General features: G+C 60.4%; 20 protein-coding genes. 14 read left to right on the plus strand and 6 right to left on the minus strand.

Annotation, left to right across the window (positions count from 1 at the left end; all coding sequences use genetic code 11):
• The first annotated feature begins 56 nt into the window (after positions 1–56).
• From DTQ13_RS07405 to DTQ13_RS07415, 3 genes are all read left to right on the plus strand, one after another.
• On the plus strand, positions 57–263 hold the full coding sequence (locus DTQ13_RS07405) for a hypothetical protein (RefSeq protein WP_043560710.1): 207 nt from the start codon (positions 57–59) through the stop codon (positions 261–263).
• Between the two features lie 12 nt (positions 264–275).
• Complete coding sequence (locus tag DTQ13_RS07410) at positions 276–1,229, plus strand: tyrosine recombinase (protein ID WP_248460455.1); 954 nt, start codon at positions 276–278, stop codon at positions 1,227–1,229.
• A gap of 81 nt (positions 1,230–1,310) precedes the next feature.
• Entirely contained in the window at positions 1,311–2,279 is a 969-nt protein-coding gene (locus DTQ13_RS07415; RefSeq protein WP_043560709.1) for an acetyl-CoA carboxylase carboxyltransferase subunit alpha, read from the plus strand.
• Between the two features lie 59 nt (positions 2,280–2,338).
• Here DTQ13_RS07415 and DTQ13_RS07420 read toward each other — a convergent pair whose 3' ends face one another.
• Positions 2,339–3,100 (minus strand): molybdopterin-binding protein, encoded by a 762-nt coding sequence (locus tag DTQ13_RS07420; RefSeq protein ID WP_248460456.1) that lies wholly within the window; start codon positions 3,098–3,100, stop codon positions 2,339–2,341.
• Between the two features lie 138 nt (positions 3,101–3,238).
• Between DTQ13_RS07420 and DTQ13_RS07425 the strand changes: the two genes are divergently transcribed.
• On the plus strand, positions 3,239–4,132 hold the full coding sequence (locus DTQ13_RS07425) for an SMP-30/gluconolactonase/LRE family protein (RefSeq protein ID WP_248460457.1): 894 nt from the start codon (positions 3,239–3,241) through the stop codon (positions 4,130–4,132).
• Between the two features lie 63 nt (positions 4,133–4,195).
• Here the strand turns inward: DTQ13_RS07425 and mutT are convergent, their stop codons facing one another.
• Positions 4,196–4,615: an 8-oxo-dGTP diphosphatase MutT gene (gene mutT / locus DTQ13_RS07430; RefSeq protein ID WP_043560701.1), complete on the minus strand. Its 420-nt coding sequence runs from the start codon at positions 4,613–4,615 to the stop codon at positions 4,196–4,198.
• Positions 4,616–4,833: 218 nt separating this feature from the next.
• Here mutT and DTQ13_RS07435 point away from each other — a divergent pair, with 218 nt between their 5' ends.
• Positions 4,834–7,371 carry a TonB-dependent receptor gene (locus tag DTQ13_RS07435; RefSeq protein WP_248460459.1) on the plus strand — a complete coding sequence of 846 codons (2,538 nt, stop codon included), beginning with the start codon at positions 4,834–4,836 and terminating at the stop codon, positions 7,369–7,371.
• A gap of 56 nt (positions 7,372–7,427) precedes the next feature.
• On the opposite strand, the gene DTQ13_RS07440 is transcribed toward DTQ13_RS07435, so the two are convergent.
• A complete protein-coding gene (locus DTQ13_RS07440) occupies positions 7,428–8,303 on the minus strand; it encodes an ATP-binding protein (protein WP_248460461.1) in 876 nt (291 codons plus the stop codon).
• 85 nt (positions 8,304–8,388) lie between these two features.
• Here DTQ13_RS07440 and yajC point away from each other — a divergent pair, with 85 nt between their 5' ends.
• Positions 8,389–8,745 carry a preprotein translocase subunit YajC gene (gene yajC / locus DTQ13_RS07445; protein ID WP_043561439.1) on the plus strand — a complete coding sequence of 119 codons (357 nt, stop codon included), beginning with the start codon at positions 8,389–8,391 and terminating at the stop codon, positions 8,743–8,745.
• Between the two features lie 105 nt (positions 8,746–8,850).
• Here yajC and DTQ13_RS07450 read toward each other — a convergent pair whose 3' ends face one another.
• From DTQ13_RS07450 to DTQ13_RS07460, 3 genes are all read right to left on the minus strand, one after another.
• On the minus strand, positions 8,851–9,459 hold the full coding sequence (locus DTQ13_RS07450) for a superoxide dismutase (RefSeq protein ID WP_043560695.1): 609 nt from the start codon (positions 9,457–9,459) through the stop codon (positions 8,851–8,853).
• Between the two features lie 167 nt (positions 9,460–9,626).
• Complete coding sequence (locus DTQ13_RS07455) at positions 9,627–10,502, minus strand: NAD(P)-dependent oxidoreductase (RefSeq protein ID WP_248460462.1); 876 nt, start codon at positions 10,500–10,502, stop codon at positions 9,627–9,629.
• A gap of 140 nt (positions 10,503–10,642) precedes the next feature.
• The gene (locus tag DTQ13_RS07460) at positions 10,643–11,248 is read right to left on the minus strand and encodes an NYN domain-containing protein (protein ID WP_043560690.1); all 606 of its coding nucleotides are present in this window, start codon (positions 11,246–11,248) and stop codon (positions 10,643–10,645) included.
• Between the two features lie 340 nt (positions 11,249–11,588).
• Here DTQ13_RS07460 and rpoZ point away from each other — a divergent pair, with 340 nt between their 5' ends.
• The 8 genes from rpoZ to frr all read left to right on the plus strand — a co-directional run bounded on the left by rpoZ (position 11,589) and on the right by frr (position 18,899).
• Positions 11,589–11,954, plus strand: a complete 366-nt coding sequence (rpoZ, locus tag DTQ13_RS07465) for a DNA-directed RNA polymerase subunit omega (protein WP_043560688.1) — start codon at positions 11,589–11,591, stop codon at positions 11,952–11,954.
• 108 nt (positions 11,955–12,062) lie between these two features.
• Positions 12,063–14,384, plus strand: a complete 2,322-nt coding sequence (locus tag DTQ13_RS07470; protein WP_081563004.1) for a bifunctional (p)ppGpp synthetase/guanosine-3',5'-bis(diphosphate) 3'-pyrophosphohydrolase — start codon at positions 12,063–12,065, stop codon at positions 14,382–14,384.
• Positions 14,385–14,388: 4 nt separating this feature from the next.
• Positions 14,389–14,793: a holo-ACP synthase gene (gene acpS / locus DTQ13_RS07475; protein WP_081563005.1), complete on the plus strand. Its 405-nt coding sequence runs from the start codon at positions 14,389–14,391 to the stop codon at positions 14,791–14,793.
• A 123-nt stretch (positions 14,794–14,916) separates the two neighbouring features.
• Positions 14,917–15,759, plus strand: a complete 843-nt coding sequence (gene lepB / locus DTQ13_RS07480) for a signal peptidase I (protein WP_248460463.1) — start codon at positions 14,917–14,919, stop codon at positions 15,757–15,759.
• Positions 15,756–16,508, plus strand: a complete 753-nt coding sequence (rnc, locus tag DTQ13_RS07485) for a ribonuclease III (protein WP_154981595.1) — start codon at positions 15,756–15,758, stop codon at positions 16,506–16,508. The genes lepB and rnc overlap by 4 nt, the downstream gene beginning before the upstream one ends.
• On the plus strand, positions 16,501–17,427 hold the full coding sequence (era, locus tag DTQ13_RS07490; RefSeq protein ID WP_052349102.1) for a GTPase Era: 927 nt from the start codon (positions 16,501–16,503) through the stop codon (positions 17,425–17,427). Before rnc ends, era begins: the two co-directional genes overlap by 8 nt.
• A 93-nt stretch (positions 17,428–17,520) precedes the next feature.
• Positions 17,521–18,258: a UMP kinase gene (gene pyrH / locus DTQ13_RS07495; protein ID WP_043560680.1), complete on the plus strand. Its 738-nt coding sequence runs from the start codon at positions 17,521–17,523 to the stop codon at positions 18,256–18,258.
• A gap of 74 nt (positions 18,259–18,332) precedes the next feature.
• Positions 18,333–18,899 (plus strand): ribosome recycling factor, encoded by a 567-nt coding sequence (frr, locus tag DTQ13_RS07500; RefSeq protein ID WP_043560677.1) that lies wholly within the window; start codon positions 18,333–18,335, stop codon positions 18,897–18,899.
• The last annotated feature ends 11 nt before the right edge of the window (positions 18,900–18,910 follow it).

The raw sequence follows: 18,910 nt of genomic DNA on the forward strand, positions 1-18,910 counted from the left end.
TAAAACGGGATGATCCTTCTATAAACGGGACGTATCCTTTGACATGGAGCCGTCTTATGAAAACCGTTGCCCGTCTGGTGCTGGTCCTGCTGGTTCTTGTGGTGTTGGTGGGGGGTGGGTACGTCCTGACGGCTCACGATACGCAGCCCCCGGCACCGGTGATGGTGCATCGTGACCTGACACCGCAGGCCGTGTCCCCTGCCACCTCTGCCCAGAAGGCGGCCCCGGGCCTGCCGGAGCTTCCACCTGTTGGAGGGCATTGAGGAGCGGCCCTCATGACGGACGGGCGGGAGGTCCGGCGCTGCCCTGCAGAATCTGCTGCCCTGATAGAGGCGTTTCTTGAGGCCATCGTGGCAGAACGGGGAGTAGCAGAGCAGACGAGAGCGGCCTATCGGGCTGATCTGGAAGATTTTGCCTGCTGGTGTGCGCCCCTGTCGTTGGCAGATGTATCCCGGGGCAGTGTACAGGCCTATTTTGCCGATCAGGGGCGCCGTGGCATTTCCGCCCGGACACAGGCCCGCCGTCTTTCCTGCTTTCGGCAGTTTGCCCGTTTCATGCTCCAGATGGGCGTGCGGGCGGACGAGCTGACCGCCGGGCAGGCATCTCCCCGCTATCAGAGTGGTCTGCCTCATCCATTGAGTGAGGATGAGGTCAGGCGACTTCTGGAAAAGGGCACCTGCGGCCATGCGGATCTGCGCCGGGACCTTCTCTCCCGTGTGGCGCTGGAGATGCTGTACACGACAGGCCTGCGCATCAGCGAGCTTCTGAGCCTGCCAGCGGGCTGTGTCCGGCAGAGAGGCGGCATGCTGCCCGTGCGGGGCAAGGGCGGGCGGGAAAGGCTCGTGCCTTTCTCCAGCGCAGCCAGGGAAGCGGCAGAGGCGCTGCTGGCCTATGATGCCGTGCTGGACAGCCCGTGGCTGTTCCCGGGGCGCAATCCCCGGAAGCCACTGACAAGGCAGGGATTCGACAAGATACTTCATGCCTGTGCGCTCAAGGCCGGGCTGGATCCCCTGCGTGTCAGCCCACACGTGCTGCGTCATTCCTTTGCGACCCACCTGCTCAACAGGGGGGCGGACCTGCGGGCGCTTCAGGTGCTGCTGGGACATGCCGATATCACGACGACCCAGATTTACACGCAGGTCATGACGGAGCGGCTGAAAGAAGTTGTCCGCCAGCATCATCCCCTGGGGCAGGACAGGCAGAGCGGGGAGGCGGGAAAGCGGGGGTGATAGCCGGCTCCGGCAGAGTTTTCCTGCTTCGTGTCAATTTAGGGCTGTCTTGCGTCCTGTTTGCGTGCTATCGGGCAGAACATGCGCCAGTTCCTAGATTTCGAAAAATCGGTTGCCGAGCTTGAGACCAAGATCGGTGAACTTCGTCAGGTTGGTCGCCAGGAGGATGGCGCTGGTCTGGATGGTCTGAACATTGATGAGGAGACAGCCCGCCTTGCGGAGAAAGCGGACAAGCAGCTCCGCACGCTTTACAGCAAGCTGACCCCTCTCCAGAAAGTGCAGGTGGCCCGTCACGCACAGCGGCCTCATGCGCTGGATTACATCCAGTCGCTGATGACGGATTATACCCCGCTCGCCGGGGACCGTGTTTTTGGGGATGATCAGGCTCTTGTAGGGGGGCTGGCCCGTTTCCGTGGGCAGCCGGTCGTGGTCATCGGGACCGAGCGTGGTTCTGATACGGAGAGTCGTCTCCGTCACAATTTTGGCATGGCCCGACCGGAAGGGTATCGCAAGGCCCAGCGTCTGATGCGCATGGCAGAGCGTTTTGGCCTGCCGATTCTGACATTCGTGGATACGGCCGGTGCGTGGCCGGGGATTGATGCCGAGGCCCGCGGGCAGGCAGAGGCGATTGCCCGGGCGATTGATACCTGCCTTCAGGTCAAGGTTCCGCTGATCGCTACGGTGATCGGCGAGGGCGGGTCTGGTGGTGCCATTGCCATTGCCGCAGGCGATCGTGTTCTGATGCTGGAACATGCCATTTATTCTGTCATCTCTCCCGAGGCGGCCGCTTCCATTCTCTGGCGTGACCCCAAGATGGCGCCAGCCGCTGCCGAAGCGCTTCGTCTGACGGCGCAGGATCTGAAAAAACTTGGCCTGATCGACCATGTGATTGATGAGCCGGTGGGGGGCGCCCAGCGTCTTCCTGCTGAAGCCATCAATCGCGTGGGTGAGGCCATTGCTGCAGAACTGGCCTCCGTCCAGGGGCTCTCAAAGGAAGAGCTGCTGGCCCGGCGTCGGGAGCGTTATCTGGAAATGACACGGGTAGGCTGACCGTTCCGCCTGACTGATATGGAGTTTTTGGGAAAGCCGCCTTTTTAGGCGGCTTTTTTTCAGGCTCCTCGTGGAGGATCTCCCTCCAGGGGGGTGAAGCCCAGGCTGGCAAGAAGGGTGCGCAGGGCCGCCCCAGCCAAGGTGACAGCCTCAGCGTCATAGCCTTTTGCAACAAGGGCCACACCCCGTTTCGTTCCTTCGTCAAACGGGTAGGAGCCGATATCCAGTGTAGGGAAGTCATGCTGGATGGCCGTGAGTGCCTCGGCAAGATCGCCTTCATAGACATTGTAACTGTACCAGCTGGCACTGGTCAGTGGAGCTCCGCCCTCAAGACGTGGCATGAGCCAGCCCACCATGGCTTGAAAGATGCGGGGGACTCCGGCCATGACATGGACATTGCCCAACGAGAACCCGGGTGCTGTGGACACTCTGTTTTCTATGGGCGTTGCGCCTTTGGGCAGCCATGCCATGCGCTGTCTGGCCTTGTTGAATTCTCCCGCCGGGAAGAGGGCTTCCAGCTGGTGGAAGCTCTCTTCATGGCATGTCAGGGGGACCCCAAAGGCCTCGGCCACACATGCAGCGGTAATGTCGTCATGGGTGGGGCCGATGCCGCCGCTGGTGAAGAGAAGATCGAATCGGGCCCGGCAGTCATTGATGGTGGTTATGATGTGTTCCGGGATGTCGGGAATGACCCGGACCTCAAGAAGCCGGATGCCTCGGCCATTCAGGGCCTGGGCCAGGACACGGATGTTGGCGTCCTGCGTGCGGCCTGAAAGGATTTCATTGCCGATGACAAGAAAACATGCAGTACGGGGAGCCATGAGCCTGTAATACCTTGGTGCTGGCCGCATTGTTTTTCTGCGGGCTTGGGGCCCTCGGGCGTGGCATCCGGGGGTGTGGAAATTGAACCTTCTTCATTATATGGGAGGGTATGGCCTTTTAGAAAGGGAGAGATGCCTGTGAAGCTGGAACACCATAAGCCCGTGTGCCTGTCAGAGTTTCGAGCAGTGCTGGGGGAGGGGCCGGTCTGGATCAAGGCAGAAAATTCTTTCTATTTTGTCGATATTGTGAGCCACCGCATTCATCGGTACAGCCTGACGGATGGCTCCCTGTCAGGCTGGGATGCTCCCAATCGTACGGGTTTTCTTCTGCCTGTCAGTGACGGGACATTTCTGGCCGGTCTGCCGGATGGTCTGCATCGGTTTGATGTGAAAAAAGGCTATTTCGAGCGGGCCTGCGTCATCGAGCCGGACGATGAGGGGAACCGGCTGAATGATGGCTGTGTCGATCAGCGGGGGCGCATCTGGTTTGGTACGATGGATGACGGGGAAAGTCGGGAGAGCGGGTCTCTCTACCGGGTTGACCACAGGAACGGCCAGCTGGATATCTCACATTGGGATAGTGGTTATACCGTTTCCAACGGTCCGGCCCTGTCACCTTGTGGTCGGGTGCTTTATGCCTGCGACAGTCCCCGGCAGCGTATCTACGCCTTTGATGTCGCAGCAGATGGCCGCCTGACAGGCAAGCGCATTTTTGCCACTTTCACCAAAGGGTATCCAGATGGGGTTGTGACGGACAGCGAGGGCAATCTCTGGTGCGGGACATGGGCAGGGGGACAGATCACCCGCTTCCGCCCGGATGGCACCATGATGGACCCGATTGCCCTGCCGGTAGCCAATGTCACGAAGGTGGCGTTTGGTGGGGATGATTACAGGACCGTGTTCGTGACGACAGCCTGTAAGGGGTTGGACCCCGAGGAGCTGGCAGCCCAGCCGCAGGCTGGTGGCATTTTTGCGTTCCGGACGGACGTTCCGGGCAATCCGCAGCACAGTTTCGTGCTGGAAGGTATCTGATCCTTCGTCTGTTGAGGGTAGACCTGCCGGGAAAGGGGCTTTCGAGGGCCCCTTTCGTCCATGTCAGCCCAGCAGGGCCTGAATACGGGGAACAAGAGGGGCATCGGCCTTGGGCATGGGGTATTCATCCAACCTTGAGGCAGGCACCCATGCCAGTGTCTGGCCTTCCCGCCCGACAGGGTCATTCTCCCACTCCCGGACAAGATAGAGCGTCATGAGCAGGTGGAAGGTAGCACAGTCTTCACTGACAAACGTGAAGGGTTCCAGGCGGTCGGGTTGAACGGTAATGCCCAGCTCTTCATGGAGCTCCCGTGCCAGGGCGGTTTCCGGGGATTCGGGTACTTCCACCTTTCCACCGGGAAATTCCCACAGTCCGGCAAATGTTTTTCCCTCCGGCCGCTGTGCCAGCAGGACAGAGCCATCCGGCTGGATGAGGATGGCTGCCACGACAAGCAGAGTGTGGGGACGGAAAGGTGAGGTCATCAGAGGCTCCGTATCCAGAATGTCCTGTTGTATGGGATGCCAGTTGAAAATGCGCCTTTTATGTCACAGGGGAAAGAGGAAACGTTAAAAAAACGTCATAACCTTTGCGGCAGAGGCTGCTGCTCTGTAGGAAGTCCACCATAACATGAGTTGATAGCTGCCCTGACAGGGAGACAACCCTGACATGGGCTTTTTATTGTGTGCCAATATTGTTGGGAGTGCCAGACGCATTGCGCCGCCATCTTCTTCTGTCCTCTGCTGCCATTTTTCTGGGAATGGGGAGTGGAACTGCCTTTGCCCAGACCCGTTCATCAACTCCGGTGAGTTCCGCTGGTAAAACGGCAGGTGTTTCTGCCGCACAGCATGGTGGGCACACCCTGACGGGGCACCGGCATGGCAGTCGCCGGGATATGACAGGCAAGGGTGGAAACCAGGCAGCAGCGGCAGGGACTGGTGCAGGGCGTGTGAAGGCGGCCAGCCATCACAGGCCGAAATATGTGTCTGCTCATGGGGTGCAGAGCCTGTCCGTCCACGCCTCGCACGTCAGCCGGGCGGCGGAGCTGGTCGTACCGAAAAGCGTGATGAAGGAATATGTGCCCGGGACCAGCCCCTACAAGGCACTGGACCGTATGCCGGGCGTGAGCTTCACCTCCACGGACCCGTTCGGAATCGACAGTTTCGGGGCGAATCTGTACGTCCGTGGCTTTTTCATGAACCAGCTGGGCGTGACGCTGGATGGCATTCCCCTGAATGACCAGACCTACCAGTCCGTCAATGGTCTGAGTCTTGCCTCGGCCATCATTCCTGATGACATCGGCAGCATGACGATGTCGCAGGGTGGGGGTGGCGTGGATGTGCCATCCACCAACACGCTGGGCGGGACCATCCGTTTCACCTCCAGCGATCCGTCCGACAGGCTGGGGGGCAAGGTCAGCCAGGCTTTTGGCAGTTACGGGTCTTACCGCACCTATGCCCGGTTTGATTCCGGCCGTCTGAATGACTCCGGTACGAAATTCTACACCTCCTACGCCCGTACGGATGAAGGCATGTGGGAGGGGAAGGGGGACCAGTTCCTTCAGCAGGTCAATGCCAAGCTGGTGCAGCCGCTTGGCGAGCGCAGCAGGGTTTCGGCCTTCTTCGACTGGACGGACCTTCAGCAGCAGAACTATCCGGACCTCTCATTGGGGATGATCAACAATCTGGGCTGGCGTGTCCCGCATCTCTACCCGGATTACGGCAGGGCCTATCAGTGGGCGCAGCAGTGCAATAACAGCCCGAACAATTTCATGGCCTATCCGGGGTCCAACGGGCAGGTGAATGCCTGTCAGATGCCCTATTATGACGGTGGGCAGCATGAGACCAACTTTCTGGGTGGCCTGAATCTTGATCTTGCCCTGACGGACCATCTGACATGGCATACCACGGCCTATGGTCACGCCCAGTCCGGCAATTACAGCTACACGGCTGCCGCATCCGCCGCTTCGGAGGACCCGGACCTTCAGGTCGCCACGCCGAATGGCGTGCCGCTCTATCAGGAAGTCTGGAAGAACAGCCAGCAGCGTTTCGGCATCAACAGCAGTCTGGACTATCGCTGGAGGCATCACAGGATCAATACGGGTGTCTGGTACGAGAACAACAACCAGACCGCCGGGCTTTACAATTATCTGGAGCCGGAGCTGGGGGCGGGTGCGCCCGTCAAGGCGGTCGGGCCTTACAATGTGTATGGGCCGGCCGACCGGGTCTATAATTTCAGATGGCGTACCAATGTGGTGCAGACCCACCTTCAGGACACCTACACCATCCTCAAGGGATTGATGCTGACAGCGGGCTTCCGCTCCCTGATCTCCCAGACATCCGGTGGCGGGCATGAGAATGACGACTCATGGGCGGCTCTGGATGCCGGTGGCCTGCCCTCCGGCTCCCTTCATGCCACGGGAGCTTTCCTGCCCCATTTCAATCTGGACTGGCGTCTGAACCGGCAGAACGAGTTCTACATCGACGTCTCCAAGAACATGCGGGCCTATGAGGTCTCCGGCACGGGTGTGGCCAACTCGCTCTTCTCCGTGCCCAACCAGCAGGAGTTCCTGCGGCAGAAGGCGCAGACCAAACCGGCCCGGGCCTGGACCTACATGGGGGGGTATCGTTTCACGTCCTCCATCGTGCAGCTGGATGCGACCGTCTATCACTCCACCCTGATGCACGAGCTTCTGGCTGGGGCACGGGGAACGATGTTCAATCCGATTTCTGAAGAATTCGATTTCGGGCGCATCTCCATGACGGGGGCCAATGGCAGCGTGTCCGTCCGTCCCCTGCCGGGGCTGATCATCACCAATACGCTCAGTTACAACAAGGGCACCTATGACCGGAACGTGACCTCCAGTGCCGGGACCTATTATCCGCTGAAGGGCAAGAACATCGTCAATTACCCGGCATGGATGTACAAGGCTTCCATCGCCTATACATGGCGTGGGCTGAATGCACATTTTGATGCCAACTATTTTGGCAGGCGGTATTACAGCTTCATGAACGACACCTCAATCGGCAGCTACTGGCTGGCCAATACGGGGGTGACTTATACGTTCAGGAAACTGGCAGGCGTGCGGGACCTGACGGTCAGCTTCAACGTCTACAACCTGTTCAACAACAAATATATCGCCATGATGGGTGAGAACAACAACCCGCCCGTGGGGGATTACCAGTCCCTGGAGCGCGGGGCGACACGGGAATATTTCGGAACGATCAGTGCAGCCTTCTGACTGGTCCGCAGCATGAAGAACGGCCCGCTCTGGTTTCAGGCGGGCCGTTCTGCTGTTCAGCGGGCTTCTTCGGTCAGTTCGGCACTCAGGGCGGTGATGAACTGCGAGGCGACCCGGCCGGAGCGGCTGCCCCGCTGCATGGCCCATTGCAGGGCACGCCGGTGCAGCTCCTCCCTGGCGATGGGGAGCTGCCTCTCCTCCGCATAGGCATCGATGATGCTGAGATAATGGGGCTGGGAAGCACCATAGAGGCCGATCCACAGGCCGAACCGGTCGGAGAGGGACACTTTCTCCTCGATGGCCTCGCCCGGGTTGATGGCATCCCCCGCTTCATTCTCGATCATGTTCTGCGGCATGAGGTGGCGGCGGTTGGAGGTGGCATAGACCAGCACATTGTCAGGCCGTCCGGCGATGCCCCCATCCAGGACCGATTTCAGGGACTTGTAATCCGCATCCTGCGTCTCGAAGGAGAGATCGTCACAGAACAGGATGACCCGGCGGGAGGTGCGGCGCAGCAGGGCCAGAAGCTGCGGCAGGGTGGCGAGGTCATCCCGTGGAATCTCGATCAGGGCCAGCGGGGGGTGGCCGTTCCTGCGCTGTTCCTCATTGACGGCCAGAAGACAGGCCTTGACGAGCGAGGACTTGCCCATGCCTCTGGCACCCCAGAGCATCACGTTGTTGGCTGCCAGTCCGTGGGCAAAGAAGCGTGTGTTGCCCATGACCTGCCTGATCTGCCGGTCAATGCCCTTCAGCAGCTTCAGCGGGACGGCCTGCATGTGGGGGATGGGCAGCAGATGGCCGCTCCCGCCCTGCCAGATGAAGCTGTCCTGCGTGGGGTCATCCAGCATGGCAGGGTTTGCTGGTGGAGGAGCCATGCGTTCCAGACTTTCGGCAATGCGGGTCAGGAGAGGGAGAAGAGCGGTTGCTGGCATGGTCTTCCTGTGTAATGAGCTTGACGTGACGGTCTGGCACGATATGGTCCGCAATTATCTCATCAAGATGGAACCAACACCACCTATGCACAATATTCTTTTTTCCACGGCTTATGCCGCTGATGCCGGTACCAATGGCGGCGCCTTCAGTTCGGCAGCGCTTGTGCAGTATGCACCTTTCGTGCTGATCTTTGTGGTCTTCTATTTCTTCCTGATCCGCCCACAGCAGAAGCGCCAGCGTGAACTGCGGGAGGAGCAGAACAGCCTGCGTCGTGGTGACCGGATTGTCACGGCAGGTGGCATCGTGGGGACGGTACAGAACACCCGTGATGATTCGCAGGAAGTGGATGTGGAAATCGCACAGGGCGTGAAGGTGAAGGTCATCCGCAGTACGATCACGACCATCCTGCGGCGTGAGGGCAAGCCTGCCAACGAGGCGTAAGGGAACGTTCCTCAGCGGGTTTCATGCCCAGCTGGCACCATAAAGAAAAGGCCCTGCCACGATGAACCGTGGCAGGGCCTTTCTCATGTCGGGTGGGCCGGACGATCAGGCACCCTTCAGGCAGCTCTCGGCGTACTCGTAGTTGGCGAGACGGTCGAGGAAGTTGGTGACGTAGTCCGGACGACGGTTGCGGAAGTCCAGATAGTAGGAGTGCTCCCACACATCCAGCCCCAGCAGCGTACGCCCCTCATCCTCGGAGAGCGGATTGGCGGCATTGGCCGTCTTGGTAACCTTGAGCTTGCCATCGGAGCCCAGAACCAGCCATGCCCAGCCAGACCCGAACTGTGTCGTGGCAGCCTGCTTGAAAGCGGCCTTGAAGGCATCAACGGAGCCGAAATCCTCGGTCAGTTTCTTCTCCAGCGCACCGGGGATGCGGCCGCCGTTGGGGGAGAGGCAGTTCCAGAAGATGCAGTGGTTCCAGTGCTGGCCGGCATTGTTGAAGACCGGGGCCAGGGAGGAATCAGCGTGAGACAGGGCAATGATTTCTTCAAGGGCCTTGCCTGCCAGTTCCGGCTTGCTCTCGACGAAGCCGTTCAGGGCTGTGACATAGGCCTGATGGTGCTTGCCGTGGTGCAGCTCCAGTGTTTCCTGGCACATGCCGGCATCGGCCAGGGCGTTTTCGGCATAGGGGAGTTTTGGGAGTTCAAAAGCCATGTGAATCTTCCTTGACATATGAGGGGCAGGAGGCATCCCTCCTGCCAATTCATGACCCCCTCTAGCTATGGTTGCCGGGCGGCAACGTCAAGGTGTGTGGGGCGGAGTGTCTTAAAAAAAAGAGTAAAACAGTCCCAATAGTGGGAAGAAGGACCGCTGGGTACCTTTCAGTGGTTGGCAGCCTCCCGTTCCATCCGGGCAATCAGGGCGGAGTAATCGTCATCAGCATGATTCCGATTGGAGGCGGCCAGATTCTGGGAGGCTGCCGCCATGCCGTGCATCGGGACGCCACAGCGGCGGGCGGCCTCCACCAGCAGGCCCATGTCTTTGCTCATCAGGCGGGTTGGAAACTGTGAGGGGAAATGCCCTGCCTTGCCCATGCCGATCTTGCGCTTGTGATGGGGGCTGATGACGGCCAGTTCCTGAAGGGCATCGAAAAGGACGTTGCGCTCCACGCCAGCGGCCAGGCCATAGGCGATCCCTTCAGCAATGATGTTCAGCGTGCCCCCCATGATGCCGTTGACGACGAGCTTCAGCCGGGCTGCGCTCCCGGCCGGACCGGCATGGATGGTGATGCGGCCGATGTGGTCCAGAATGGGGCGGGCGAGCGTTACGGTTTCTTCCGGGCCTCCCACCAGCATGATGAGGGCCCCTTTTTCGGCTTCCGGCGTGCTGCCTGACATGGGGGTGTCCAGCACGGCGACATTGCGCTCACCCAGCAGGGCTGCGAGGTGGTCGGCCTGTTCCGGTGAGACGGTGGAGGTGTCCAGCACGAGCTGCCCGCTCCGCAGTCCCGCCAGGAGGCCATCCGGACCATGCAGGGCCGTGTTCTCCGCCTCGTCATTCGGGACACAGATGATGATGGCGTCGCTCCTTTCCGCCACGAGGCGGGGAGAGGCCAGCATGGGGACATCCGCCTCGGCCCCGTTGCTCCGGCCTGATGGCGTGTGGGCGATGACATCATATCCGGCCTGGACCAGATTGCGTCCCATGAGGGACGCCATGGCACCATAACCGATGAAGCCGATGGTCTTGATGGACATGGGCGGGTTCCTTCCAGGGTTTGTTGAGTCAGTCTTTACGGGGGAGATGGACCGGGGCGGGTAAGGATTAAAGAGGGATGGTGGAAGCGTGATGGAAAGCCGCCATGAAAAAACCCCGCCGGAGCGGGGTTGGAAAAGGATCATTCCTCGTCGTCGTAATCTTCTGCATCGGCCGGGTGGCGGATGGGGGGACGGGACCGGTTGTCCGCATTGCGGCGGGTGAAGTGGTGAGCAATGTCAGCCAGTTCCACGAAGTGGTCTGTCTGGCGGCGCAGGTCGTCACCAATCATCGGTGGTGTCGTCTTGACGGAGGAAATGACCGTGACCCGCACGCCACGGGACTGCACGGCCTCCACGGCACGGCGCAGGTCGGAATCCCCGCTGACGATCACGATATGGTCCAGCCGGGGGGCCTGTTCGATCAGGTCCACGGCCAGCTCGACATTCATGTTGCCCTTTACGCGGCGTTGGCCGGACTGGTTGGTGAATTCCCGTGCCGTCTTGGTGACCAGATGATAGCCGTTATAGGCCAGCCAGTCTGTCAGCGGGCGGAGGGGGGAGTAATCTTCCGTCTCCGGCATGGCCGCATAATAGAAGGCCCGCTGGAAGGAACACTGCTGTTCGAAAAGATCCCGCAGGGCGAGGAAATCGACCTCGAACCCCAGGTTGCGTGCGGCGTGGTGCAGGCTGGCCCCGTTGATGAAAAGTGATGTGCGATCGTTTTTGCGTAGGAGAAGGTTGGACATATGGCTCACATATGGTCTTGGGTTAGTCTTGGGTGCGGGGAGTGTTGATCAAGAAATGTCCTGTCAGTCTCGGGCAGGGCTGCCCTTTGATTGTTTCCCTGTTCCGTATGTATGGCGGACTCAGCACCAGATTTGATGATGGAAGGCATGTCGGGTGGAGAAAGCAGGACAGCCTCCTGCTTCCCTCTTACAGCTTTGCGTTGCGTCAATAAAGGCCTTTGTGGTAACAAAAGTCCAGATTGTGAGATAGCAATGGGACAGGCTGCCTGTTTCGGCAGGTGGGGCTGTCCGGCCCGTTTGCAGGGGCCATTTCAGCATGTGAGTGGGGAGCGCCGGTTTTATGGCACGTGTGACCGTAGAGGACTGCATCGAGAAGGTTCCGAACCGTTTTGACCTGGTGCTGCTGGCCGCCCAGCGGGCCCGTGGTCTTTCCCGCGGGGAGGAGATGCAGGTTCCGCGGGATAATGACAAGAATACCGTTGTTGCCCTGCGTGAGATCGCCGAGGATCATGTGAGCCTCGAGGGGCTGAAGAACGGCATTGTCCGCTCCATGAGCAACCAGCCGGAAGTCGAGCCTTCCGATGAGGAAGTGATGGACCTCATCCCGACAGACCAGAACATTTTCGGTCTTCAGGATGTATCTGCGGAAGAGGAAGCTGCCAACATGGCAGCTGATGAAGCCGGCTCCGGCCGGGGGCGTCGCTAAGCCTTTCAGGAACTGAGGTGTGCGCCCTGGGGAAGGGCCCCCTTTTCTTCGCCTTCGGGCGGGGATGGGATGCAGGTTCTTCCATCAGTGAAGAATGGGGGCTGATCCATGGCTGATGAAACGCTGCTTTCCACCGATCTCCCGGCGGAGACGGTGGCTGGTGCCGGGGACGCTCTCTTGCAGGATTTTCACCCCTCCATAAGCGGCCTGCTGGAGCGGGTCCGCTGTTACGATCCCCATGCTGATCTGGCCCTGATGCAGGAGGCCTACGATCTGGCCGCCAAAGCCCATGAGGGCCAGTGCCGGGACAATGGTGATCCTTACATCACCCATCCGATTGCCGTGGCCAACATACTGGCCGGGTTCCGTATGGACCCCGTGTCCATCATGGTGGGTTTCCTGCATGATACCGTGGAGGATACGGGCATCTCTCTGGAGATGCTGGCAGGGCGCTTTGGCAAGGATGTAGCGGCCATCGTTGATGGCGTGACCAAGCTGACACGGCTGGAGCTTCAGTCCGACAGGACCAAGCAGGCGGAGAATTTCCGCAAGCTGGTGCTCGCCATGTCGCGGGACATCCGTGTGCTCATTGTCAAGCTGGCGGACCGGCTGCACAACATGCGGACGCTGCATTATGTCCAGCGGACAGACCGGCGGCAGCGTATCGCCAGGGAAACACTGGACATCTACGCCCCTCTGGCCGAACGCATCGGCATGGACCGGGTGAAGACGGAACTCCAGGATATTGCCTTTGTCAATCTGGAGCCGGAGGCTGATGCCACCATCCGGGCCCGGCTGAATTACCTGCGTGGGCAGGGTGCGGACATGATCGAGCAGATACGCTGCGAGCTGGCCACACTCTGCAAGGAAGCCGGGGTGGAGGGGGCGACCGTCATCGGGCGGGAAAAATCCCCCTATTCCATCTGGGAAAAGATGAAGCGGCGGAATGTTGCTTTCGAGCAGCTTTCCGACATCATGGCGTTCCGCATTCTCGTGCCCACGAGAGAGGCCTGCTATGCGGCGCTGGGGGCGGTGCACGGGGCCTACCCCATGATTGCCGGACGCTTCAAGGACTACATCTCCACCCCCAAGACGAACGGCTACCAGTCCCTGCATACAGGGGTGACGCTCTATCGGCCGCACAGCCAGAAGATCGAGGTGCAGATACGCACACCGGAGATGCACGATCTGGCAGAGAATGGCGTGGCCTCCCACTGGAGCTACAAGGATGGCAGCAGCCCCAGCGAGCATGAGACGGCCGTTCTTTCGGAAACATTCGGGGCCTATACCCGCAAGCTGCGTTGGGTGCAGGACCTGCTGGACATTCTGGAGGACAGTCAGGGGCCGGACGAGTTTCTGGAGAATACCAAGCTCGAACTCTATCAGGATCAGGTCTTCTGCTTCACCCCCAAGGGACAGCTCATTTCCCTGCCTCGTGGGGCTACGCCGGTGGATTTTGCCTATGCCGTACACAGTCAGGTCGGGGACCGGTGTGTGGGGGCCAAGGTCAATGGGCGTCTTGTCCCGCTGAAGCATGTTCTGGAGAATGGCGACCAGATCGACATCATGACGGCACGGGGGGGCACGCCGTCCCCGTCATGGGAGCGGTTTGTCGTCACGGGCAAGGCCCGTGCCCGTGTGCGGCGCTTCGTGGCCCTCCAGCAGCGGCAGAACAACGTTGAGAATGGCCGTGGTGCTGTTGCCCGTGCGTTCCGCCAGAAAGGTGTTGATGGGTCGGAGAAAGTGCTGGAGGGCCTTCTTGGCACGCTGAAGCAGAACAGCCTTGATGAGCTGTATGGCAGCGTCGGGGCCGGGCAGCTGGACCCGAGGGATGTTGTAGGGGCGGCCTATCCGGAGCTGTCCCGTCAGGGGCAGGTGCCCCGTATCGTGCCCGGCCTGTCCCCCCGGCTGGAGGGAAGGCTGGACCAGAAGCCCCTGCCGCCAAGACGGCCTTCCAGTTATGAGGGCACGTTGGTCAATGGTGTCGGGCGGGGTATTGAACTGCACTTTGCGGGTTGCTGCCGTCCTTTGCCGGGGGACCGCATCGTGGGCATCATTGCCCAGGGCAAGGGAGTGACCGTACATCGGCGCAAATGCCACAATCTCAGCATGTTTTCGGACATGCCCGAGCGCTTTCTTGAAATCTCATGGAGTGAGGAGGCCCTTGGGCGGACAGGGCGGGATGCCCCCCGTTACACGGCCCGCCTTTCCGTCGTGGCGGGAAATGACCCGGCTGTTCTGGCAGCGCTGACCAACCTGGCCACACGGCACGAGGCCAGCGTGATCAATCTGCGGATCGTGAACCGCCAGTTGGATTTCATGGAAATTCTGGTGGACCTCGAGGTGCGGAGCAAGGGGCATCTGGCAACGGTTCTGGCAGGGTTCCGGGCCGAGAAGGGTGTTCTTCAGGCCGAACGGACAAAGGGATGACCTCATGATTCTGGGGATCGGGGTTGATCTCTGCTCCATCGGGCGGATCGAACGGGCCCTGGCCCGCCATGGGGATGCGTTTCTGGAGCGTGTGTTCACGCTGGAGGAGCGTCAGTATGTGCAGGCATTGCGGGGGGCGGCCCGGGCAGGGGCCTGTGCTAAACGCTGGGCAGCGAAGGAGGCCTGCGCCAAGGCTTTGGGGACAGGCTTTGCCCAGGGGGTGCAGCTTCAGGATATTTCCGTGGGGCGGAATGATCTGGGGGCTCCTGTGCTCAGCCTTTCGGGCGCAGCGGCGACCCTTCTGGACCAGCGCCTGCCAGCAGGGCATCGGGCCGAATTGCTGTTGAGCCTGAGTGATGAGCCGCCCATGGCCATGGCACAGGTGCTGATACAGGCTGTTGCCCTTTAGTCTTGGCGGCTTGAAATATCGTCAGGATGGAATTAACGCATGACCCGGCGGGTCAGGCAGGCTATGGCAGAAACGGGCAGGGCAGTCTGCCTGCTTCTTGCCAGAACAGGATGAACAGGGACCATGAACGAAGACAGACAGGAAGAACAGACAGAAAAGCCGGAAAGCCTTCTGGCCTCCATAAGACAGATTCTTCTATGGCTCATTCTGGTGGTTGCCGTACGTTCACTGCTGGTCGAACCGTTCAATATTCCGTCTGCCTCCATGATCCCGACCCTTCAGGTCGGGGATTTTGTGGCGGTCTCCAAGATGAGCTACGGTTATTCCCGGTATTCTTTTCCGTTCTCGCCGCCGTTCATTTCGGGGCGTGTGTTCGCTTCCATGCCGCACCGTGGGGATGTGGCGGTGTTCCGGTTCACCAAGGATACGTCAGTCGATTACATCAAGCGGATTGTCGGCCTGCCCGGGGATCGCATCCGCATGGAACAGGGGCATCTCTTCATCAATGGTCAGGAAGTGCTGCGGGAGGACCGGGGGCATTACAGCGTGATGGATGAGCGGGGCTATGTGCTGTCTGGGACCCGTTATCGGGAAATGCTGCCCCGGGAGGATGGCAAGACGGTACCGCATGATATCCTGAAGATGCGGGATGATGACCTTGCCAACAATACGCCTGAATATACCGTGCCAGAGGGCTGCCTGTTTGCCATGGGGGATGACCGGGATGACAGTTCGGACAGCCGCTTTCAGGGAGGGCATGAGAGCGGTGCCTGTGCTGTCCCGGCCGGGCGTGATTATCTGACGGATAGCGGCGGTCATGATCTGGGGTTCGTGCCTGTGATCAATCTGGTCGGACGGGCAAAGATGGTGCTGTTCTCCGTTGATATGCGGCATCCGGCCTGGCAGTTCTGGTATTGGCCGACAGAGATACGCTGGGGCCGTTTCCTGCGTGGTATTGACGAATGATGACACGTGATGAGGCTGTCCGCCATGTCGAGGCGAAGCTGGAACACCGTTTTGCTGACCCCGCACTTCTGCATGAGGCTTTGACCCACCGGTCCGCCGTGCCACGGCGGCAGGGACGGAACCGGGGGCGGCAGAAGGGGCATCCTTCGGGGAAAACGCCACGGGGGCAGGGGTCCAACGAGCGTCTGGAGTTCGTGGGGGACAGGGTGCTTGGCCTGCTGATGGCGGAATGGCTCTTTGAGCGCTATCCGGAGGAGCAGGAAGGCGCTCTGGGGGCCCGCCACGCCCATCTGGTCTCCCGTCCTGTTCTGGCCCGGATTGCGGAAGGGATTGAGCTTTCCGAGGCGATACAGATTGCCCAGCATGAGGAAAGTGCCGGCATACGTGTTCTGGCCAGCGTTCTGGCCGATGCGATGGAAGCCCTGCTGGGCGCACTCTATCTGGATGCCGGGCTGGACCCGGCCCGGCATGTGGTCCGTCGCCTCTGGGACAGGGACATCGAGAAGAGTGGACAGCCCCACAAGGAGCCGAAAACGCTGCTTCAGGAGTTTCTGCTGGGGCGTGGCGAGGCCTTGCCGCATTATGAACTGACCGCCGCTGATGGGCCGTCCCATGCACCGATCTTCCGTGTGGAGGTCCGGGCACTGGGGCAGGTGGGTGTTGGCCGTGCAGGCAGCAAGCGGCTGGCTGAAAGTGCGGCGGCGACAGATTTGCTGAAGAAGATGGGGCAGGAGACAGAACGTGCCTGAGGATACAGAAAAGACCGCCACGGGCGGAGAGACACGCTGCGGTTTTGTTGCTCTTGTCGGGGCTCCCAATGCAGGAAAATCCACCCTGCTGAACCGCATGGCTGGGGCCAAGCTGTCCATCGTCAGCCCCAAGGCGCAGACGACACGGTTCCGTACGCTTGGCATTGTGATGCGGGATGCGGCGCAGATCGTGTTTGTGGACCTGCCGGGCATCTTCAAGCCCCGCCGACGGCTGGACCAGGCGATGGTCAATGCTGCCTGGAGCGGGTCGCAGGATGCTGACCTCAACCTGCTGCTGGTGGATAGCCGCATCGGTCTGACAGACGAGATCAGGGAGATCATCGCTCGACTGAAAGAGGGGAAGCGGCCTGTCTGGCTGGTGCTGAACAAGACAGACCTCATCCAGCGGGATCAGCTTCTGCCCCTGACGAAGGCCATCACGGACCTCCTGCCGGTGGAAGAGGTCTATATGGTCAGTGCCCGGTCCGGTGATGGGGTTGAGGGCCTGCTGGACGGGTTGGCCAGGGCCATGCCCGTTGGGCCTTACCATTACCCTGAAGATGATCTGACAGATCTGCCAGACCGTCTGCTGGCAGCGGAAATCGTGCGGGAGCAGGTCTTCCTCCAGACCCATGAGGAGATTCCCTACCATGCCACGGTGGAGACGGAATCCTTCAAGACACGCAAGGACGGATCCATCCGCATCGACGTGACGATCTACGTGTCACGGGCAGGGCACAAGGCCATCCTCATCGGGGAGCGGGGGCAGCGCATCCGGGAGATCGGGATGCGGGCCCGGAAACAGCTGGAAGGCCTTCTGGATGCTCCCTGCCATCTTTTCCTCAATGTGAAGGAGAGGGCTGCGTGGGACAAGGAGACAGCCCGCCTGCGGGCCCTCGGTCTTGCAGATTATGGCTGAAGCGCACGAGTTTCGCTTGTTCATGCAGGGGTAGCTCTGTATGAGGGAGCAGACAGATTTCAGGACATCATCAACCAGAGAGCCGGTACGATCATGAGCACCGCCCCCCAAGAGCCGAACTTCCCTTATAAACGGGTCCTTCTCAAAGTGTCTGGCGAGGCGCTGATGGGCAAGGGAACTGCCGGTGTTGACCCGGAGATGGTGGACATGGTGGCTGCGGACATCGCCGGTGTGGCCGCTCTGGGCGGGCAGGTCTGTCTCGTCGTGGGAGGAGGCAACATCTTCCGTGGACTGGCCGCTGCCGCCAAGGGAATGGACCGGGTGCAGGGGGACTATGCCGGGATGCTGGCAACGGTCATCAATGCCCTGATGCTCCAGAATGCGCTGGAGAAGCGTCATGTGGAGACCCGGGTGATGACGGCCATCCACATGGCCTCCATTGCCGAGCCTTATATCCGCCGCCGGGCCGTCCGTCATATGGAGAAGGGCCGTGTGGTCATCTTCGCAGCCGGTACGGGCAATCCGTTCTTCACAACTGATACGGCTGCTGCCCTGCGGGCGAACGAGATGGAGTGCGATGCCCTCTTCAAAGGGACGCAGGTTGATGGTGTCTATTCCGATGATCCTCGCCTGAATCCCGATGCCGAGCGTTATGAACAGCTGACCTACATGGATGCCCTGGCCCGCAATCTGAAGGTCATGGATGCAGCAGCTGTCAGTCTCGCCCGGGAGAATGCTCTGCCGATCATCGTGTTCAACATGCATGCGCCGGGGGCTTTTGCGGCAGCCATGAAAGGTGAAGGGCGCTTCACCCGGATTGTTGAGGGTTGAGAGCGAGCGACCAGATTACCATGTCAGCCCGCACCGGCTGACGAACGGAACGATTACTGAGGAAGTGATTTGCCATGAGCACAGAACTGAACGACCTGCTTGATGACCTCAAACGTCGCATGGAAGGGGCGCTGGAGAGCCTGCGCCGTGATCTCTCTGGCCTGCGCTCCGGCCGTGCCAGCCCGAACCTTCTGGAGCCGGTACGTGTGGAGGCTTATGGCTCCGTGGTGCCCCTCTCCCAGGTTGGTTCCGTTGCCGTGCCGGAAGCCCGGATGCTGACGGTCTCTGTCTGGGATGCCAGTGTTGTTTCCTCTGTTGAGAAAGCCATCCGTGACAGTGGGCTGGGGCTGAACCCTGCTGCTGAAGGGCAGACCATCCGTGTGCCCATCCCGCAGCTGACAGAGGAACGACGCAACGAGATGGCCAAGGCCGCTGCCCGTTACGCCGAAGGTGGCCGTGTGGCCGTGCGTGGTGTCCGCCGGGATGGCATGGACAAGGCCAAGGCCCTGGAAAAGAATGGCGATATCAGTCAGGACGACATGAAGGTCTGGACGGCTGCCATCCAGAAGCTGACAGATGAGCATATCGGTCGTGTGGACAGCCTGCTGGCTGACAAGGAGCGGGACATCAAACAGGTCTGATCGCCAGAACA

This window comes from Parasaccharibacter sp. TMW 2.1888, assembly GCF_023167265.1.
In the GTDB taxonomy this organism is placed as follows: Bacteria; Pseudomonadota; Alphaproteobacteria; order Acetobacterales; family Acetobacteraceae; genus Bombella; species Bombella apis.

What these genes read in the sequence shown, in the direction of transcription:
- DTQ13_RS07410 (WP_248460455.1), top strand. Translation starts at nt 276, where the DNA reads ATGACGGACGGGCGGGAGGTCCGGCGCTGCCCTGCAGAATCTGCTGCC.
- DTQ13_RS07450 (WP_043560695.1), bottom strand. Translation starts at nt 9,459, where the DNA reads ATGGCTTTTGAACTCCCAAAACTCCCCTATGCCGAAAACGCCCTGGCC.
- DTQ13_RS07405 (WP_043560710.1), top strand. Translation starts at nt 57, where the DNA reads ATGAAAACCGTTGCCCGTCTGGTGCTGGTCCTGCTGGTTCTTGTGGTG.
- acpS (WP_081563005.1), top strand. Translation starts at nt 14,389, where the DNA reads ATGATTCTGGGGATCGGGGTTGATCTCTGCTCCATCGGGCGGATCGAA.
- rnc (WP_154981595.1), top strand. Translation starts at nt 15,756, where the DNA reads ATGATGACACGTGATGAGGCTGTCCGCCATGTCGAGGCGAAGCTGGAA.
- DTQ13_RS07455 (WP_248460462.1), bottom strand. Translation starts at nt 10,502, where the DNA reads ATGTCCATCAAGACCATCGGCTTCATCGGTTATGGTGCCATGGCGTCC.
- DTQ13_RS07415 (WP_043560709.1), top strand. Translation starts at nt 1,311, where the DNA reads ATGCGCCAGTTCCTAGATTTCGAAAAATCGGTTGCCGAGCTTGAGACC.
- DTQ13_RS07470 (WP_081563004.1), top strand. Translation starts at nt 12,063, where the DNA reads ATGGCTGATGAAACGCTGCTTTCCACCGATCTCCCGGCGGAGACGGTG.
- DTQ13_RS07420 (WP_248460456.1), bottom strand. Translation starts at nt 3,100, where the DNA reads ATGGCTCCCCGTACTGCATGTTTTCTTGTCATCGGCAATGAAATCCTT.
- mutT (WP_043560701.1), bottom strand. Translation starts at nt 4,615, where the DNA reads ATGACCTCACCTTTCCGTCCCCACACTCTGCTTGTCGTGGCAGCCATC.
- frr (WP_043560677.1), top strand. Translation starts at nt 18,333, where the DNA reads ATGAGCACAGAACTGAACGACCTGCTTGATGACCTCAAACGTCGCATG.
- DTQ13_RS07460 (WP_043560690.1), bottom strand. Translation starts at nt 11,248, where the DNA reads ATGTCCAACCTTCTCCTACGCAAAAACGATCGCACATCACTTTTCATC.
- pyrH (WP_043560680.1), top strand. Translation starts at nt 17,521, where the DNA reads ATGAGCACCGCCCCCCAAGAGCCGAACTTCCCTTATAAACGGGTCCTT.
- rpoZ (WP_043560688.1), top strand. Translation starts at nt 11,589, where the DNA reads ATGGCACGTGTGACCGTAGAGGACTGCATCGAGAAGGTTCCGAACCGT.
- DTQ13_RS07440 (WP_248460461.1), bottom strand. Translation starts at nt 8,303, where the DNA reads ATGCCAGCAACCGCTCTTCTCCCTCTCCTGACCCGCATTGCCGAAAGT.
- yajC (WP_043561439.1), top strand. Translation starts at nt 8,389, where the DNA reads ATGCACAATATTCTTTTTTCCACGGCTTATGCCGCTGATGCCGGTACC.
- lepB (WP_248460463.1), top strand. Translation starts at nt 14,917, where the DNA reads ATGAACGAAGACAGACAGGAAGAACAGACAGAAAAGCCGGAAAGCCTT.